20 protein-coding genes are annotated in these 17,940 nt (G+C 57.9%); 11 read left to right on the top strand and 9 right to left on the bottom strand.

The features are described from left to right. Positions 1–35: 35 nt before the first annotated feature. From FHW76_RS15665 to FHW76_RS15655, 3 genes are all read right to left on the bottom strand, one after another. Positions 36–482, bottom strand: a complete 447-nt coding sequence (locus tag FHW76_RS15665; protein ID WP_012540266.1) for a GNAT family N-acetyltransferase — start codon at positions 480–482, stop codon at positions 36–38. A 90-nt stretch (positions 483–572) separates the two neighbouring features. Next, positions 573–692: a type I toxin-antitoxin system toxin TisB gene (tisB, locus tag FHW76_RS15660; RefSeq protein WP_004145059.1), complete on the bottom strand. Its 120-nt coding sequence runs from the start codon at positions 690–692 to the stop codon at positions 573–575. A gap of 452 nt (positions 693–1,144) precedes the next feature. Then, on the bottom strand, positions 1,145–1,312 hold the full coding sequence (locus tag FHW76_RS15655) for a hypothetical protein (protein ID WP_162493225.1): 168 nt from the start codon (positions 1,310–1,312) through the stop codon (positions 1,145–1,147). Positions 1,313–1,324: 12 nt separating this feature from the next. Between FHW76_RS15655 and ivbL the strand changes: the two genes are divergently transcribed. From ivbL to FHW76_RS15615, 8 genes are all read left to right on the top strand, one after another. Beyond that, the gene (gene ivbL / locus FHW76_RS15650) at positions 1,325–1,420 is read left to right on the top strand and encodes an ilvB operon leader peptide IvbL (protein ID WP_002923286.1); all 96 of its coding nucleotides are present in this window, start codon (positions 1,325–1,327) and stop codon (positions 1,418–1,420) included. Between the two features lie 104 nt (positions 1,421–1,524). Then, complete coding sequence (ilvB, locus tag FHW76_RS15645) at positions 1,525–3,213, top strand: acetolactate synthase large subunit (RefSeq protein WP_012540267.1); 1,689 nt, start codon at positions 1,525–1,527, stop codon at positions 3,211–3,213. Positions 3,214–3,216: 3 nt separating this feature from the next. Continuing rightward, positions 3,217–3,504, top strand: a complete 288-nt coding sequence (gene ilvN / locus FHW76_RS15640; protein WP_002923283.1) for an acetolactate synthase small subunit — start codon at positions 3,217–3,219, stop codon at positions 3,502–3,504. 105 nt (positions 3,505–3,609) lie between these two features. Further along, on the top strand, positions 3,610–4,203 hold the full coding sequence (gene uhpA / locus FHW76_RS15635; protein ID WP_008806764.1) for a transcriptional regulator UhpA: 594 nt from the start codon (positions 3,610–3,612) through the stop codon (positions 4,201–4,203). Positions 4,204–4,220: 17 nt separating this feature from the next. Then, positions 4,221–5,705 (top strand): signal transduction histidine-protein kinase/phosphatase UhpB, encoded by a 1,485-nt coding sequence (gene uhpB, locus FHW76_RS15630; protein ID WP_168226220.1) that lies wholly within the window; start codon positions 4,221–4,223, stop codon positions 5,703–5,705. Between the two features lie 11 nt (positions 5,706–5,716). After that, positions 5,717–7,045: an MFS transporter gene (locus FHW76_RS15625; protein WP_012967017.1), complete on the top strand. Its 1,329-nt coding sequence runs from the start codon at positions 5,717–5,719 to the stop codon at positions 7,043–7,045. Positions 7,046–7,190: 145 nt separating this feature from the next. Then, a complete protein-coding gene (uhpT, locus tag FHW76_RS15620) occupies positions 7,191–8,582 on the top strand; it encodes a hexose-6-phosphate:phosphate antiporter (RefSeq protein ID WP_050887787.1) in 1,392 nt (463 codons plus the stop codon). A gap of 136 nt (positions 8,583–8,718) precedes the next feature. After that, the gene (locus tag FHW76_RS15615) at positions 8,719–9,171 is read left to right on the top strand and encodes a DUF1198 family protein (protein ID WP_012967018.1); all 453 of its coding nucleotides are present in this window, start codon (positions 8,719–8,721) and stop codon (positions 9,169–9,171) included. Positions 9,172–9,261: 90 nt separating this feature from the next. Here FHW76_RS15615 and FHW76_RS15610 read toward each other — a convergent pair whose 3' ends face one another. Both FHW76_RS15610 and FHW76_RS15605 read right to left on the bottom strand, forming a co-directional pair. After that, on the bottom strand, positions 9,262–9,585 hold the full coding sequence (locus FHW76_RS15610; RefSeq protein WP_004173862.1) for a DNA-binding transcriptional regulator: 324 nt from the start codon (positions 9,583–9,585) through the stop codon (positions 9,262–9,264). After that, positions 9,569–9,928: a type II toxin-antitoxin system RelE/ParE family toxin gene (locus tag FHW76_RS15605; RefSeq protein ID WP_022065005.1), complete on the bottom strand. Its 360-nt coding sequence runs from the start codon at positions 9,926–9,928 to the stop codon at positions 9,569–9,571. The genes FHW76_RS15610 and FHW76_RS15605 overlap by 17 nt, the downstream gene beginning before the upstream one ends. 211 nt (positions 9,929–10,139) lie before the next feature. On the opposite strand from FHW76_RS15605, the gene nepI reads away from it, so the two are divergent. Then, entirely contained in the window at positions 10,140–11,333 is a 1,194-nt protein-coding gene (nepI, locus tag FHW76_RS15600; RefSeq protein WP_049138705.1) for a purine ribonucleoside efflux pump NepI, read from the top strand. Positions 11,334–11,541: 208 nt separating this feature from the next. Here the strand turns inward: nepI and FHW76_RS15595 are convergent, their stop codons facing one another. The 4 genes from FHW76_RS15595 to FHW76_RS15580 form a co-directional block, all read right to left on the bottom strand. Then, a complete protein-coding gene (locus FHW76_RS15595) occupies positions 11,542–12,921 on the bottom strand; it encodes a carbohydrate porin (RefSeq protein WP_016162007.1) in 1,380 nt (459 codons plus the stop codon). Between the two features lie 144 nt (positions 12,922–13,065). Then, entirely contained in the window at positions 13,066–13,368 is a 303-nt protein-coding gene (locus tag FHW76_RS15590) for a PTS lactose/cellobiose transporter subunit IIA (RefSeq protein ID WP_002923158.1), read from the bottom strand. Between the two features lie 97 nt (positions 13,369–13,465). Further along, complete coding sequence (locus tag FHW76_RS15585) at positions 13,466–14,788, bottom strand: PTS cellobiose transporter subunit IIC (RefSeq protein WP_002923156.1); 1,323 nt, start codon at positions 14,786–14,788, stop codon at positions 13,466–13,468. Positions 14,789–14,799: 11 nt separating this feature from the next. Continuing rightward, positions 14,800–15,114 carry a PTS sugar transporter subunit IIB gene (locus tag FHW76_RS15580; protein WP_004145041.1) on the bottom strand — a complete coding sequence of 105 codons (315 nt, stop codon included), beginning with the start codon at positions 15,112–15,114 and terminating at the stop codon, positions 14,800–14,802. 293 nt (positions 15,115–15,407) lie between these two features. Between FHW76_RS15580 and FHW76_RS15575 the strand changes: the two genes are divergently transcribed. Both FHW76_RS15575 and FHW76_RS15570 read left to right on the top strand, forming a co-directional pair. Further along, entirely contained in the window at positions 15,408–16,349 is a 942-nt protein-coding gene (locus FHW76_RS15575) for a LacI family DNA-binding transcriptional regulator (protein ID WP_032691298.1), read from the top strand. Between the two features lie 211 nt (positions 16,350–16,560). Next, positions 16,561–17,931, top strand: coding sequence for an aromatic acid/H+ symport family MFS transporter (locus FHW76_RS15570; protein WP_012540273.1), 1,371 nt, complete (start codon positions 16,561–16,563; stop codon positions 17,929–17,931). Positions 17,932–17,940 lie beyond the last annotated feature (9 nt).

Here is a 17,940-nt window from a genome sequence, read left to right as displayed (position 1 = left end):
GTAACACGCGCCCGCGCTGCCTGCCAGCGGGGGGGTTAAAGCGAACAAAACAGGCGATGTGTCACCCGCGGTTCATCGTACACCGGGCGAAAACCAAGCCTTTCATAAAAGGGCCAGGCCTGCGCCGGGGCATGGGTGTTAAGAAAATCGAACCAGGCGCTGGAGTGGGTAATGACCGAGACCAGCAGCTGCTGGCCGATGCCCCGGCGACGGTAACGTTCGCTAATGTAGAGATGGCGAATGCGCCCGACCCGCGGCTGCGGACTGAAAGGATCGCTATTGATGCCGCATACCCCTACCAGCTGGTGGTTGACGAAGGCGCCCAGCAGCGTTTCGCCCGGCGCGTTAAAGCGGTTTTTGCCGCTCTGCCAGTTTTCCGCCAGGCGGCGCAGCATGTTGAAATGCTGTTCAAGGCTTTCGGTGCGCAGCGCAACGAACCCCGGATCGTCCGGCGTTGTGGCGGCAATTAACAGGGGTGGCATAGTTTCCTCCATCAAGTCATCCCGGGACGCCCGGCGGGCGCCTGCAGGGGGGCGGTTTCCCGCCCCCCTCAGGTGCGACTTGAACCTGAATCAGCGGAACTGTTTCAGGACTGCATCAAGTAGTTGCAACACAGCAACCATGAGTTTCAGGATTAAAATAATAATATCCATTCCGCCCATACGCGCGTCTCCTGTGGTTAAGGAGCACAATAAGCTGACGTACCTTTCCGCTGCCCGTTGCCAGCTTATCCCTGCCTGTCGCCGGCGGCGTCTGCCCTGGCCGATAGTTCGTCATTTCCATGAACGGCTTCCCGGCCCGCCGCCTGCAACGACAGGGGTGCGCAGCGCTGAGCCACGCGTTGCCGCGCGGGCCAGTGACTGCACGTTGTTGACGTAACACAGTGTGCTCTCTCGGGGTTAAGGCACTGACGGCACCACCCGTTTCAGCCAGGACTTCGTTGCGCCGGTCAAACTTGCGGCCCCCGAATGGCACAAAGTGAACACACCCAGTATAGATAAATACTGTATGGATGAACAGTATTTTTTGGACAAATACGCCCCTCTCATCCATACTCTATGACAGAGAAAAACCGACCTTAAATTGCGCGAACTGCAGCGATCGCGTATACTTTTGGCGTTGACGTAATACAGTGTGCTTGCGGCTACCACCTGTAACCATGCTGATAAAAACCTCGCTCCGGCGGGGTTTTTTGTTTTCTGCCCTTTTGCGCCGAATTGTGATCTTTCGCGCAAATTATCGTGGATGAAAATAAATCCATTGTGAAATCGCAAAACCTGTGTTTGTATAAATTCAGCTTATTTTTCGACACAACAGGTCCCTAATGAACGCAACCCTGATCGCTTCGACCCTACTAAAAACCGCGCCAGCCGCGGTGGTCGTCGTGTCTGTGGTGGTCGTCGTCGGCAACGCGCCGTAGGGTCCGGAACAACACGAATTCCAAACCCCGCCGGCGCAAACCGAGCGGGGTTTTTTGTTGGCGAGCCCCCCGGTAAAGTCGGCCCAGAATAAAAGGACTGGAGCATGGCAAGTTCGGGCACCACATCAAACACAATGCGCTTTACCGGCGCGCAGCTGGTTGTTCATTTACTGGAACGCCAGGGCATCACTATGGTCAGCGGCATCCCGGGCGGTTCTATCCTGCCCATCTACGATGCCTTAAGCCAAAGCACGCAGATCCGCCACATCCTGGCGCGCCACGAGCAGGGCGCGGGTTTTATCGCTCAGGGGATGGCGCGAACCGAAGGCAAACCCGCAGTCTGTATGGCCTGTAGCGGCCCTGGCGCCACCAACCTGATTACGGCGATCGCCGATGCCCGCCTCGATTCAATCCCGCTGGTCTGCATCACCGGCCAGGTGCCGGCCTCCATGATCGGCACCGACGCTTTCCAGGAAGTGGACACCTACGGCATCTCTATCCCCATCACCAAGCATAACTACCTGGTGCGCGACATCGCCGAGCTGCCGCAGGTGATCAGCGACGCCTTCCGTATTGCCCAGTCCGGGCGTCCCGGGCCGGTGTGGATAGACATTCCTAAGGACGTACAGGCGGCGACCATTGAGCTGGAAACGTTGCCAGAGCCGGGCGAGCGCGCCCCGGCACCGGCCTTCACGCCTGAAAGCGTGCGTGAGGCGGCGGCAATGATTAACGCGGCGAAACGGCCGGTGCTCTATCTGGGCGGCGGGGTGATTAACGCGCCGCAGCCGATTCGGGACCTGGCGGAAAAAGCCAACCTGCCGACCACCATGACCTTGATGGCGCTGGGGATGCTGCCGAAGGCGCATCCGTTGTCGCTGGGGATGCTGGGCATGCATGGTGCGCGCAGCACCAACTTCATTTTGCAGGAAGCGGATTTACTGATTGTTTTAGGCGCCCGTTTTGATGACCGGGCGATTGGCAAGACCGAGCAGTTCTGCCCGAACGCGAAGATTATTCACGTCGATATCGACCGCTCTGAGCTTGGCAAAATTAAGCAACCGCACGTCGCGATTCAGGGCGATGTGGCGGAAGTCTTAGCCCAGCTGATCCCGCAGATTGAGGCGCAGCCGCGCGATGAGTGGCGCCAGCTGGTGGCCGATTTGCAGCGTGAATTCCCTTGCGCCATCCCGCAGGAAAGCGACCCGCTCTCCCATTACGGCCTGATTAACGCCGTGGCCGCCTGCGTTGACGATGAGGCGATCATCACCACCGATGTGGGTCAGCATCAGATGTGGACAGCGCAGGCCTACCCGCTCAACCGTCCGCGCCAGTGGCTGACTTCCGGCGGCCTCGGCACCATGGGCTTCGGCCTGCCGGCGGCCATCGGCGCGGCGCTGGCGAATCCGCAGCGCAAGGTTATCTGCTTCTCCGGCGACGGCAGCCTGATGATGAATATTCAGGAGATGGCCACCGCCGCCGAAAATCAGCTGGATGTCAAAATTATCCTGCTGAACAACGAAGCGCTGGGGCTGGTGCACCAGCAGCAGAGCCTGTTCTATCAGCAGGGCGTGTTCGCCGCCACCTATCCGGGGATGATTAACTTTATGCAGATTGCCGCCGGTTTTGGCCTGCAAACCTGTGATTTAAATAACGAAGCCGATCCGCAGGCGGCGCTGCAGGCGATTATCGACCGTCCGGGGCCGGCGTTGATCCACGTGCGTATCGACGCGCAGCAGAAAGTGTATCCGATGGTACCGCCGGGTGCGGCCAATACTGAAATGGTGGGGGAATAAGCCATGCAAAAACAATGTGATAACGTCATTCTGGAACTCACCGTCCGCAACCATCCCGGCGTCATGACCCACGTTTGCGGGCTATTTGCCCGTCGGGCGTTTAACGTCGAAGGCATTCTCTGTCTGCCAATTCAGGGCAGCGAACACAGCCGTATCTGGCTTCTGGTGAATGATGACCAGCGATTGGGGCAGATGATTAGCCAGATTGAAAAGCTGGAAGATGTCACCAAAGTGGCGCGCAACCAGTCCGATCCCACCATGTTTAACAAAATTGCGGTGTTCTTCGAGTAAATCGCGCAAGGCTTGAACGGTAAGGTGCTTATGGTTAAGGTAAGCGCCTTTGCCGGATAAGGCGTTTACGCCGCCATCCGGCGCTTTCAGGCACCAGGAAACACCATGACTACCATCGCCCTTATTGACGATCATTTGATTGTCCGCTCCGGCTTTGCTCAGCTGCTGGGGCTGGAAGCTGATTTTCAGGTTGTCGCCGAATTTGGTAGCGGCCGCGAAGCGCTGGCGGGGCTACCGGGGCGCGGCGTGCAGGTCTGTATCTGCGATATCTCCATGCCGGATATTTCCGGGCTGGAGCTGCTCAGCCAGTTGCCGAAGGGGATGGCGACCATCATGCTGTCGGTACACGACAGCCCGGCGCTGATCGAGCAGGCGCTGAACGCCGGCGCGCGCGGCTTCCTGTCGAAACGCTGCAGTCCGGATGAACTTATCGCCGCGGTCCGCACGGTGGCGGCGGGTGGTTGCTATCTCACGCCGGATATCGCCATGAAGCTGGCCGCCGGGCGCCAGGATCCGCTCACCAAACGCGAACGCCAGGTGGCGGAAAAGCTGGCGCAGGGCATGGCGGTGAAAGAGATTGCCGCCGAGCTCGGCCTGTCGCCGAAAACCGTTCACGTTCACCGCGCCAACCTGCTGGAAAAACTGGGCGTCAGCAACGACGTTGAGCTGGCGCGCCGCATGTTCGATAGCTGGCAATGAAGGCTGTCGTCTCACGATTGCTGTCGGTCATCGGCTGCGCCTTTATCTTCGCGGCCGCCTGGTTCTGCCTGTGGAGCATCAGTCTGCATCTGGTGGAACGCGCGGATTTAGCGGTGTTGCTGTTTCCCTTTGGCCTGCGTTTAGGGCTGATGCTGCAATGCCCGCGTGGCTACTGGCCGGTGCTGCTGGGCGCCGAGTGGCTGCTTATCTTCTGGCTGGCGCAGGAGGTGGCGCTGGCGCATCCGATAATATTGATGACCGGAAGTCTACTGACCCTGCTGCCGGTGGCGTTGATCTCTCGCTATCGCCATCAGCGCGACTGGCTGACGCTGCTGCGCCAGGGCGGGGCGCTGATCGCCGCCTCGCTGCTGCAATCGCTGCCGTGGCTGGCGCAAGAAGGCAGTGAGGGACTGACCGCGCTGTTGTTGACGTTGACCGGCGGTCTGACGCTGGCGCCGACCTGCCTGGTTATCTGGCACTATCTTACCAGTACCGTCTGGAGGCCACTGGGGCCCGCGCTGGTCTCCCAGCCGATTAACTGGCGCGGTCGGCATCTGATCTGGTACCTGCTGTTATTCACCATTAGCCTGTGGCTGCAGCTTGGGCTGCCCGCCGAGCTCTCCCGCTTTACCCCATTTTGCCTCGCGCTGCCGATTATTGCCCTCGCCTGGCACTACGGCTGGCAGGGGGCGCTGATCGCCACCCTGATGAACGCGATTGCGCTGATTGCCAGCCAGACCTGGCACGATCACCCGGTCGATCTATTGCTTTCGCTGCTGGCGCAGAGCCTCACCGGGCTGCTGCTGGGGGCGGGGATCCAGCGATTGCGCGAGCTTAACCTGTCGCTACAGAACGAGCTGGCGCGAAATCGGCGGCTGGCGGAACGTCTGCTGGAGACCGAAGAGAGCGTGCGGCGCGACGTGGCGCGCGAGCTCCATGATGATATTGGCCAGACTATCACGGCAATTCGCACCCAGGCGGGGATCGTGCAACGGCTGGCGCCGAATAACGCCAGCGTGCGCCAGAGCGGCCAGCTGATAGAACAGCTGTCGCTGGGAGTTTACGACTCGGTGCGTAGACTGCTAGGCCGTCTGCGTCCGCGTCAGCTCGACGACCTGCCGCTGGAGCAGGCAGTACGTTCGTTGATGCGCGAGATGGAGCTGGAGGACCGCGGCATTGTCAGCCATCTCGACTGGCGGATTAACGAGGCGGGACTGAGCGAGAACCAGCGTGTGACGCTGTTTCGCGTTTGCCAGGAGGGGCTGAATAATATCGTCAAGCACGCCAGCGCCAGCGCTGTTACCCTGCAGGGCTGGCAGCAGGATGAGCGACTAATGCTGGTGCTGGAAGATGACGGTTGCGGCCTGCCGCCGGGGTCGAATCTGCAGGGGTTCGGCCTGACCGGCATGCGCGAACGTGTGACCGCGCTGGGCGGTACGTTAACTATCTCCTGCACACACGGTACCCGCGTGTGCGTCAATCTACCGCTGCGTTACGCCTGAGAGGAGCGCCGATGTTTGCCTTTTTAAAAGCGCCGCCGGACGCCGCGCCAGTTAGCGATAAACGCGAGCTGGACGAGCGTTATCGTTACTGGCGTCGACATATTCTGCTCACTATCTGGCTTGGCTACGCGCTGTTTTATTTCACCCGCAAAAGCTTTAATGCCGCGGTGCCTGAAATTCTCGCCAGCAACGTCCTGACCCGCAGCGATATCGGCCTGCTGGCCACGCTGTTTTACATCACTTACGGGCTGTCGAAATTTTTCTCCGGTATCGTCAGCGACCGCTCCGACGCCCGCTATTTTATGGGGCTGGGGCTTATCGCTACCGGGGTGGTGAATATTCTGTTCGGTTTTTCCACCTCGCTGTGGGCTTTCGCGCTGCTGTGGGCGCTGAATGCCTTCTTCCAGGGCTGGGGCTCGCCGGTCTGCGCCCGGCTGCTGACGGCCTGGTATTCGCGGACCGAACGCGGCGGCTGGTGGGCGCTATGGAATACCGCGCATAACGTCGGCGGCGCGCTGATCCCGATGGTGGTGGGGGCGGCGGCGCTGCACTACGGCTGGCGTGCAGGGATGACGATTGCCGGCTGTCTGGCGATCCTCGCCGGGCTGTATCTGTGCTGGCGGCTGCGCGATCGCCCGCAGGCGGTGGGGTTACCCGCCGTGGGCGACTGGCGTCACGATGCGCTGGAAATCGCCCAGCAGCAGGAGGGGGCCGGGCTGACGCGCAAAGCGATCCTGACCCGCTACGTGCTGGCCAATCCCTATATCTGGCTGCTGTCGCTGTGCTATGTGCTGGTGTACGTGGTGCGGGCGGCGATTAACGACTGGGGTAATCTGTATATGTCGGAGACGCTCGGCGTCGATCTGGTGACCGCTAACTCGGCGGTGACCATGTTTGAGCTGGGCGGTTTTATCGGCGCGCTGGTGGCGGGCTGGGGCTCGGATAAGCTGTTTAACGGCAACCGTGGGCCGATGAATCTGATTTTCGCCGCCGGAATTTTGTTGTCGGTTGGCGGGCTGTGGCTGATGCCGTTTGCCAGCTACGTCATGCAGGCGGCTTGCTTCTTCACCACCGGGTTCTTCGTCTTCGGCCCGCAGATGCTGATCGGCATGGCGGCGGCGGAATGTTCGCATAAAGAAGCCGCCGGGGCGGCAACCGGGTTTGTCGGCCTGTTCGCTTATCTTGGCGCCTCGCTTTCCGGCTGGCCGCTGGCGCAGGTGATGGATATCTGGCACTGGACCGGATTCTTCGTGGTGATTGCGATTGCCGCCGGCATTTCCGCGCTGCTGCTGCTGCCGTTTTTAAACGCGCAGGCGCCGCGTACCGCCAGCGAAGCGTGATGTAGCTCACCCTTTGGCCGCGAACGGAGCAAAACTAAGAAATTTTCCCGGTTTCACCTGGACGCCGTCTCAGGCCAGACGGCGCGCTGGTTTTTACAATGCCTGGTTATGACGCAGGCATAAAAAATCAGCTCAGGAGATACCCATGCTGGCCTTTCTGAATCAGGTGCGCAAGCCGACCCTGGATCTGCCGCTCGATGTGCGGCGCAAAATGTGGTTCAAACCTTTCATGCAGTCCTATCTGGTGGTCTTCATCGGCTACCTGACCATGTACCTGATCCGCAAGAACTTTAACATCGCGCAGAACGACATGATCTCCACCTACGGGTTGAGCATGACGCAGCTGGGGATGATTGGCCTGGGCTTCTCCATCACCTACGGCGTGGGCAAGACGCTCGTGTCTTATTATGCCGACGGTAAAAACACCAAGCAGTTCCTGCCGTTTATGCTGATCCTCTCCGCCATCTGTATGCTGGGCTTTAGCGCCAGCATGGGCGCGGGCTCCACCAGCTTGTTCCTGATGATCGCCTTCTATGCGCTGAGCGGCTTCTTCCAGAGCACCGGCGGCTCGTGCAGCTATTCCACCATCACCAAGTGGACGCCCAGACGCAAACGCGGCACCTTCCTCGGCTTCTGGAATATCTCCCACAACCTCGGCGGCGCGGGCGCGGCGGGCGTGGCGTTGTTTGGCGCCAACTATCTGTTCGACGGCCATGTGATCGGCATGTTTATCTTCCCGTCGATTATTGCGCTGATCGTCGGCTTTATTGGCCTGCGCTACGGTAGCGACTCGCCGGAATCCTATGGCCTCGGCACGGCGGAAGAGCTGTTTGGCGAAGCGATCAGCGAAGAGGACAAAGAGACCGAAGAAAATGCGATGACCAAGTGGCAGATCTTTGTTGAGTACGTGCTGAAAAACAAAGTGATCTGGCTGCTGTGCTTCTCCAACATCTTCCTCTACGTGGTGCGTATCGGTATCGATCAGTGGTCCACCGTGTACGCCTTCCAGGAGCTGAAGCTGACGAAAGAGGTGGCGATTCAGGGCTTTACCCTGTTTGAGGTCGGCGCGCTGGTCGGCACGCTGCTGTGGGGCTGGTTGTCGGATCTGGCCAACGGCCGCCGCGCGCTGGTGGCCTGCATCGCGCTGGCGCTGATTATCGCCACCCTCGGGGTTTACCAACACGCCAGCAACCAGTACGTCTATCTGGCCTCGTTATTTGCGCTGGGCTTCCTGGTGTTTGGTCCGCAGTTGTTGATCGGCGTCGCCGCCGTCGGCTTTGTGCCGAAAAAAGCGATCGGCGCCGCCGATGGGATCAAGGGCACTTTCGCCTATCTGATTGGCGATAGCTTCGCCAAGCTGGGTCTTGGGATGATCGCCGACGGCACGCCGGTCTTCGGCCTGACCGGCTGGGCCGGCACCTTTGCAGCGCTGGACGCCGCCGCCATCGGCTGTATCTGCCTGATGGCCATCGTGGCTATCTTTGAAGAGCGTAAAATTCGCCGCGAGAAAAAGAACCGTATTTTGCAGACTGCCTGATTCACCAGGTATTTGGTAACCTTGCCCGGCCATTGCGCCGGGCTTTTTTATTTCTTGCGTAATATGCCAGGTCCGACAGTCGACAGCAGGCAAATTCCCATTATGATAGTCAGGCCGCGATTGGATGAGAGGATGCATGATCTGGATAGGACTGGCCACCCTGGTAGTGGTATTTGTTGTGGGATTTCGGGTGCTTACCTCTGATTCACGCCGCGCGATCCGCCGCCTGAGCGAACGCCTGGGCATTACGCCTGTTCCGCTGGAATCAATGATCGATCAGCTGGGAAAAACCGCCGGTAATGAGTATTTGCGCTACCTGGAGCGGCCGAATGAAGCGCATCTGCAGAACGCCGCGCAGGTGCTGCTCATCTGGCAGGTCGCGATTGTCGATGCCAGCGAAAAAAACCTGCATTACTGGTATCGCCTGATGCAAAAAGCGCGTTTAGCGGCGCCGATTACCGACGCGCAAATTCGTCTTGCGCAAGGGTTTCTGCGCGAGCTGGATCCGGATGCAAGCGATTTGCATAACCTACAGCAGCGTTATAACGCGCTGTTTCTGCCGGAAGACGGCGTGCACTGGCTGCACTGATCTCATTGTTATCCGGCCTGTGGTTCAAAACCATATCTCCCTTACGTTCCTTGTAGGCCGGATAAGCGTAAGCGCCATCCGGCAGAATAACTACAGTAGGATTTTCAGGCCGTGTTTTTGTACGACGCTAAGCAATTTTAATGACATTCCGCTCGGTCGTTTAGCGCCAGTCTCCCATTTTTGCACGGTAGACACACTGGTATTCAGATAACGAGCGAACACGGGTTGGCTAACATTGAGTTGTTCACGTAGCGCTTTAATTTCAATGGGTTGAAGTGCGGCTACGCTACCGAGACATGATTCATCAAAATGGCGCATTGTTTCCTGTGGGATTGCGCCAACGCTGAATAGCCCCGACGCAGCGCTATGGATCGCTTCGAAAGCCGGGCTTTTGTATTTATTTTTTGCTGTCATCGCAAATCTCCACCAGTTCTTTACTTTTAACTAAGGCCGTCGTTTTCTCTTCAGAGAGATTGGCATAGTGTTTTGCTAACTCACGAAACCCCATTAATTCGCGATGGTTGATATTGGCCATATCCTGTTTGGCATATAGAAAGGTATAAAACCAATACCCTGCGCTTTTGGTAAGGATGATTGCGCGATCGCGATTCTTGTTGAGTCGCTTTTTATAAACCCCCCCTCCTAAATCAACCACCTTGCCCTGAAGCGCAGATTGAATTGCCTGATAGAGCTCGTTGTCGGAAATGCCATGAGAACTAGCCTCTCTGGCAAACCATTTGGTTTTAAAGATACGCATTGCTGACATCCTGTCGTTAAAAGTATAGCACATGGTGCTATATTAAATTCTCCTGAGATTTGTAAAAGCGATAGCAAGCATCGTTTTTTTAAACATGCGAACAGCTACGCATCCTCTTATGAAAAGCGAGAAGAGTTGCGAAAACGTTAAATTCGTCACAAACAAAATGTTACACTGCGCGGCTTTCAGCCACTTTCTTCGCAGGTCACTCATGAGTCATTCAAATGAAGCCAAACCCCATGCACGCGAGCTGGCGCGACCAAACTGGTCGGCGGTTTTCGCGGTTGCTTTCTGCGTTGCCTGCCTGATTACCGTCGAATTTCTACCGGTCAGCCTGCTGACGCCGATGGCGCTGGATTTAGGCATCTCCGAAGGGATGGCCGGGCAGTCGGTGACGACGACGGCATTCGTAGCGATGTTCTCCAGCCTGTTTATCACCTCCATCATTGGCAAAACCGATCGCCGCTACGTGGTGATCCTGTTTTCGCTGCTGCTGACCCTTTCCTGCCTGCTGGTATCGTTTGCCGATAGCTTCACCCTGCTGCTGCTGGGACGCGCCTGTCTGGGCCTGGCGCTCGGCGGTTTCTGGGCGATGTCGGCCTCGCTGACCATGCGGCTGGTGCCGATGCGCGTGGTGCCGAAAGCGCTATCGATTATCTTCGGCGCGGTATCAATCGCGCTGGTGATCGCCGCCCCATTGGGCAGTTTCCTTGGCGGGCTTATCGGCTGGCGCAACGTCTTTAACGGCGCGGCGGTGATGGGCGTGCTGTGTACGCTCTGGGTGCTGAAAGCGCTGCCGTCGCTGCCCGGTGAATCGGCTTCTCAGCAGCAAAATATGTTTGGTCTGCTGAAGCGTCCGGGGGTGATGGCCGGGATGTGCGCCATTTTCATGGCCTTTGCCGGGCAGTTCGCCTTCTTTACCTATATACGTCCGGTGTACATGACCCTCGCCGGGTTTGATGTCGACGGCCTGACGCTGGTGCTGCTGAGCTTTGGTATCGCCAGCTTTATCGGCACCTCGCTCTCCTCGGTGCTTCTCAAGCGTTCGGTAAAAGCGGCGCTGGCGATCGCGCCACTGGTACTGACCGCCTGCGCGGTGGCGCTGGTGCTGTGGGGAGAAAGCAAAATCGTCGCCTCGACGGTGGCGATTATCTGGGGCTTCGCGTTTGCGCTGATCCCGGTGGGGTGGTCAACGTGGATCACCCGTTCGCTCTCCGATCAGGCGGAAAAAGCCGGGTCGATTCAGGTGGCGGTGATCCAGCTGGCCAACACCTGCGGCGCCGCGGTCGGCGGCGTGGCGCTCGACCACTTAGGGCTGCTGTCGCCGCTGGTGTTGTCAGGAATATTAATGCTGTTTACCGGGTTGCTGGTGGCGACCAAAGTGAAGGTGAATCCACCCGCTTAAGGCCGCTCGCCTTTTGCCAGCCGGCACTACCGCGGGTACGGCGCCTGACCGCCCGGCGGCGCTGCGCTTGCCGGTCCTGGGGGGAAGGCGATTTTCTGTAGGCCGGATAAGGCATGTATGCCGCCATCCGGCATAAATGGAGCGCACCAGTCGTAGCCCGGCTAAGCGTAGCGCCAGCCGGGAACGCGCCTTCGACAACGCTATCGCATCAGAACCACGCCTCAAACATTCCACCGACGTTCAGTGAATCCAGCTGCTGGTCCTGGGTGCCGTTAACCTTCGCGGTATGCTCGTTGTCCACCTGACCGCCGGTCACATAGAAGCGCAGCATCGGGCGGAACTCCGGCCCCATGCCGATGGCGATGTTCTGCGACAGCGTCAGCTTCCAGCCGTGGTTATCCCCGCCCTGGTCGTAATCCACGCGCTGGTAGCCCGCTTCCAGCCAGGTGGAGTGCACGTCGTTCCAGAAGTACATCGGCCGCACGATGGCGCCGTAGTTTTTACGGTTGTCGGTGTTGTCCTTGCCGTTGTCGTAGTCGTGGAAGGCCAGCAGGTATTCGATCTGCGCCTGCTGGGTGAACTTATGGCTGCCCTCGAAGCTGGCGTAGACCGTGGTCAGGTCGTCGGTTTTGTTGTAGACGCTGTTATCCGAGTTGTCGGAGTAGCGCAGGATCACCTTGTTCACCCCGCTGTCGTTGGTGTGGCTCAGCACCAGGCCGCCCTGCCAGGCTTCGAGGCGCGCGTCGCTGTCCACCGCCTTCGAGTCAAAGCCGTAGTTGGCGTACACCTCGACGTCGATCGGCCCGGCCTTGATGTTGTGGGTTTTGGTGGTCAGCGCGTAGTGGCCGTTGTCGCCGGTATCGGAGCTGCCGGTACAGGTGATGCGCGACGGGTTGGTTTCATCGGCCATCACTTCCGGGCTACAGGATTTCACCTGCGACACCGTCGCCACGTCGAACTGCACGCCGCCGATATCAAAGTTCTTCACCCCGGCGCCCTGGCCGTCGTGGTTCATCCAGAAGTAGTCGTTGATCCCCTGTTGCGGACGCTGGTGGAAGTCGCGGCCGGCCCAGAGATAGGCGTTGGGGTTGGAGTCGAGGACGTTGGTGACGCCGACGTAGGCCTTCTTCAGGTTAACTTCGTCGCTCCAGTGGTCGAACATCACGTTGAGATCCCAGATAGCCCCCTGCGCGCTTTTGAAGGCCTTGCTGATCTGGAATTCGCCGCCGTTGCTTTCGTTGCCGAGACGGCCGATCGCCGAGGCGCCGTTATAGGAGCCGTCGACGCCGACATATTTCTGGTCGCCGGTCTGGAAGTGGGCGCCATAGCGGGCATAGCCGCTGAACTTGAGGCCGAACGGAATGGCCATATCCGGCGAGGCGGCGGTGGTCTGCGGGTTGGTGATCACGTCGACCTTTTTGTTGGCCGCGGCGTCGATTTTCGCCTGGCGGTCGGCCAGCGCTTTATCAACGGCTTTGGCAACGATGGCGTCGATCTGTTCCTGCGTAAATTCTTGCGCCATGACAGAAATTGGGCACAGCGCGGCGACAACCGCCATGGCTAAAGGCAGTTTTTTCACAGTATTCATGGTTATCTCGCTTTAATAATTAATATATTTCAGATAATAACCATCCCATTCTGGCTAAAATAAATAACCAAAATAAGCTGATTTGTTTTTTAGGGTACAGCGACGCCGGAGAATAATATTCTCGCTGACGTTATTTCATATTAATTAACGCTGGTACAGATGGATTAATTCTTCTGAGAACTCGCGGGCCAGCAGCGAATTCATCAGATGATCCTGGGCATGTACCATAATCAGCGTCATAGGCTGACGCGCTTCACCGGCATCCTGCCCGATGAGCTGGGTCTGCATCTGATGCGCCCGGCGGGCGTAGCCGTCGGCCTCATTTAAGAGTAAGCGCGCTTCGTCGATATTTCCGGTTCGGGCCGCATGCAACGCTTCAAAACATAATGAGCGTGACTGTCCTGCATTAACGATAATTTCCATTACCGCATCTTCTAATTCAATCATGTGTATTCCTGAGGTATTTATTATTTAATAATGCAGTGAAAGTCCATTTTCTGCATTATTACGCTGTCATCTTATTATCTCTCCGGAAGGAGAGGGATTAGCTAACGGTTTCTGCCACTGGAACGCTATTTTTGGCTTTCTCAACTTCGGTTTTCATTAAGGAACGTTCATAGGCGCGCAGGAACGGCAGGTAAATGACCGCCGACATCACCATGCAGATGAGACACATCACCACCGGACTCAGGGTCCAGTTGGCCGCCCATGACGCGCCAATTGGTGCCGGCGTGGTCCACGGAGTGAGGGACACCACCTGGCTCAGCCAGCCAAGACGCGTCGCGCCGTAAGCCAGCACCGCGTTGACCATCGGCACGCAGACGAAGGGGATAAACATCATCGGGTTCATGATGATTGGCGCCCCGAACAGAATCGGCTCGTTGATATTAAAGAAGCTCGGCACAATGCCCATCTTGCCGATGGTGCGCAGATGAGTGGCCCGGCTACGCAGCAGCAGGAAAGCCAGCGGCAGAGTCGAACCGACACCGCCAATCAGCAGATAGTGATCCCAGAAGCCCTGCAGATAGACGTGCGGCAGCACCGTACCCGCCGCCAGCGCCGCCTGGTTTGCCGACAGGTTGGCCATCCAGAACGGGTTCATAATGCCGGTAACAATCAGTGAGCCGTGGATCCCGGCGAACCAGAAAATCTGGCACATCAGAACGGAGAGCAAAATCGCCGGCAGCGAGTCGGAGGCGGAAACCAGCGGCTCCAGCAGATGCATGATCGCCTGCGGCAGGATCATCCCGGTCTGCGCTTCGATAAACAGGTTCAGCGGATGCAGAGTCGCAATGACCACCAGCACCGGGATCAGGATTTCAAACGAACGGGCGACGCCGGTGGGGACCTCTTTCGGCAGACGAATCGTAATGTTGTTTTGCTTCAGCCACGCATAAACGCGGGTGGAGTAGATGGCGGTGATCAGCGCGGTGAAAATGCCCTGACCGGACAGATACTGAGTGGAAATTTTGCCATCGGCATAGGGCGCGGCGACCAGCAGGAAGGCCATAAACGCCAGCAGACCGGACATCACCGGATCGAGCTGAAACTGACGACCGAGGCTGGCGCCAATGCCGACCGAGATAAAGAAGGTCATCACGCCCATGCTGAGGTTAAACGGCAGCATCAGCTGTTCGCGGTAGTGCTGGGAGAAATCAAGCCAGCCGCGGGCAAAGCCGTTGGTGGTATCGGGTGAAAACGGCGGAAAGATAAATACCAGCATGAAAGAGCCGATGATCATAAACGGCAAGGCGGCAGTGAAGCCATCGCGGATAGCGATAACGTATTTCTGCTGCCCAAGGCGTCCTGCCAGCGGAGTAATAGATTGCTCGATCACGGCAATCATGGACTGATACAGAGAACTCATTTCAACACCTCTCAGTGCGCCGCTGGGATCAGCGACAGAGCATAATTCAGGACGTTGTCTCCCCGCTGCATACCGTAGTCCATCGTATCGATGGGCTGAACGGGAATGTTCAGGGAAGCCGCTTTGTCAGACAGGGTTTTCAACATGTATTTCACCTGGGGGCCAAGCAACACCACCTGATACTGCGGAAACTGCATGTCAAATTCGGAAACGCCATAGGCATCAATCTGCACCGGCAGGTCACGTTCATTCGCCGCCTCCACCATCTTTCTGACCAGCAGACTGGTGGACATCCCGGCAGAGCAGCACAGCATAATCTTGTACATCGACGACCATCCTCAAAATGTAAAAAGTTATTGCGTGGATGATTTGATATCAGACGGAAACCGGTTTCCATTCATAAAAAGCAGAACTGTGATAGTGGTCAAGATCTCCTGCTTATGGGGCGGATTTATTGGATTTCGCTCACATTATTCTGTCGATTTGGCGATGTTTTACGCTGAAATGGAAAATCGGTTTCCAAACAAATGGTGAAATGGATATACTGCGCTGGTCACAATTGAAGCGATTCAGGTTTACAGGATTTTGGCGGGACGCGGCGCCCGCGCAGGGGAAAATGATGTCGACAATCAATGATGTTTCACGACTTGCCGGGGTTTCCAAAGCCACGGTGTCGCGAGTGTTGAGCGGCTCACGTGGCGTGAAGGAAGCCAGTCGTCAGGCGGTGCTGCAGGCGGCGGAAGCGCTCAATTACCGGCCAAACATGATAGCCCAGTCGTTGCTCAGCCAGTCCACCGGCTGTATCGGCGTCATCTGCGCCCAGGACAACATCAATCAAACCACCAGCTATCTCTACGCCCTGGAAAAACAGCTCAGCCAGCACCAGAAGCACCTGCTGCTGCGCTTCGCCAACACCAGCAACGGCGTGATGAGCTCGCTGGAGGAGTTGACCTGCGGGTTGTGCGATAACGTGCTGATCATCGGCGCGCGTTTTCCCCTGAATATTAACCGCCCGGACGTGGTGCTGGTGGACTGCCTCGACAGCGAGGGCGACAACAGCATTCAGTTCGATCATGCCTTCGCTGCCGAAACCGCCTGCCACTATCTGATTAGTCAGGGGAGACGGCAGATTGCGCTGATTCATCCGCAGAGCAGCGGCTTTGCCGACCAGGTGCTGCTGGGCTACAAGCACGCGCTGGAAAAAAACTTTTTGCCGTTTAATCGCAACCTGGTGTTTCTGGATAACACCTCGCCGTCGGTGGCGGTGCAGGAGCTGGTCAATAACGCCACGACGCTGAACTTTAACGCGCTGCTGGTGAGCGATGAACAGCAGGCGCAGCGCGTGGTGCCGCAGCTGCAGGCGTTTAACCGCGCCGTTCCGCAAAATGTGATGGTGTTTAGCCTCGCCGGATCGTTACAGCTGCCCGGTATCCCCACCATTCCGGCCATTGAATATTCCATGGACGCGATGGCGTCGCGGATCGTCAACTGGCTGACCGAGAAAACGGACAACCCGGGCGGCAGCCCGCTGCGCGGCGATTTAATTATTCCGAAGCACTGAACTCCGCTCTTGCCCTGACCCGCCGCCGTTGGCTGCGGGTTTTTTGCTGGCTGGTTTTTGTCGTATCCCTCACATTATAAATAAAACTCATATCTGACGCCGGGTTTTCGAACCGGACAGCCTGCGTGACCTGCCTTAAGTTGAGTACGAAAGTTCCACTCAAAAAACACTAACCAGAACATTCGTACCGCCTGCTTAAGGAAGTGACCCTATGAATCACATGAACGTTGTCGATGTGAAAGCGTGGATAGATGCCCGTCCGGTCTCGCGCTTTCAATGGAACGTGCTGCTGCTCTGTTTCATCATCATTATGCTGGATGGGTATGACGCCGCGGTGATGGGCTTTGTCGCCCCGGCGCTCATTGAGGACTGGGGCATCAGCCGGGCTGAAATGGGGCCGATTCTTGGGGCGGCCATGTTCGGCGTCGCCATTGGCGCCCTGGTGGCGGGCCCGCTTTCTGACCGCTACGGCCGAAAACGCATTTTACTCTGGTCGGTGGCGCTGTTTGCGCTGTTCAGCCTGGCCGGCGCCGTGGCGCAAAGCCCATCGCAACTGGCGCTGATGCGTTTTCTTACTGGCCTTGGCCTTGGCGCGGTGATGCCCAACTGCGTCACGCTGGTGGCGGAATATATGCCGGAGCGGCGTAAAGGGGTGATGATCACCCTGATGTACAGCGGTTTTAACGTGGGTTCCGGCCTCGGCGGCTTTATCGCCGCCGGTTTGTTATCGCATTACAGCTGGCACTCGGCGCTGATTTTTGGCGGCGTGCTGCCGCTCGTGGTGCTCCCCTTTATGATCGTGATGTTGCCGGAGTCGGCGATGAACATGGTGGCGCGCCGGCTACCGGGCGAGCAGATCGCCAGGGCGCTTAACCGGCTTGGGGGCCAGTTTACGGCGGAAACCGTTTTTCAGTTGAATGCGCCGCCCATCACGCGGAGCAGCAAAGTGGCGCAGCTGTTTCGGCATGGCTATGCCCGCGGCACGATAGCGCTGTGGCTGACCTATTTTATGGGGCTGTTCGTGATATATCTGCTGAACGGCTGGCTGCCAACCATTCTCCGCTCCGGCGGGCTGTCGCTGCAGCAGGCGGCGATGATGACCGGCTTGTTCCAGCTCGGCGGCCCGCTGGGCGGGATCCTTGTCGGTATGCTGATGGATCGCGCTTCGGCGAAAGCCGTGATTGCGGCAACCTATTTCCTCGGCTGCCTGTGCCTGTTGTCCCAAGGGTTGATGGATTTCGGATCGGCGGCGCTGTCGGTGCTGATTTTTATCAGCGGGATGTGCATTAACGGCGCGCAGAACGGTCTGCAGGCCTATTCGCCAGCCTATTATCAAACCGAGATCCGTGCTACCGGCGTCAGCTGGATGCATGGTATCGGCCGTACCGGGGCTATTCTCAGCTCCACGCTGGGCGGGATGCTGATGCTGGCCGTACCGGGACACTCGTCGATCTTTTTGGTGCTTGCGCTGCCGGCCTGCCTGGCGGGGATCTGTATTTTGTTGCACCGTATGAATCACGCTAAGCCTCGACTCACAGAGGCAGAACTGGACGCTTTGTCATCCCCCCTGGAACACCGATAAGTGGAGTTA

It is taken from the genome of Klebsiella sp. RC2 (genome assembly GCF_014192815.1).
GTDB classification, from domain to species: domain Bacteria; phylum Pseudomonadota; class Gammaproteobacteria; order Enterobacterales; family Enterobacteriaceae; genus Klebsiella; species Klebsiella variicola.
The sequence above is the reverse complement of the archived record's forward strand: the minus strand, read 5'-3'. Positions and strand labels throughout refer to the sequence as shown.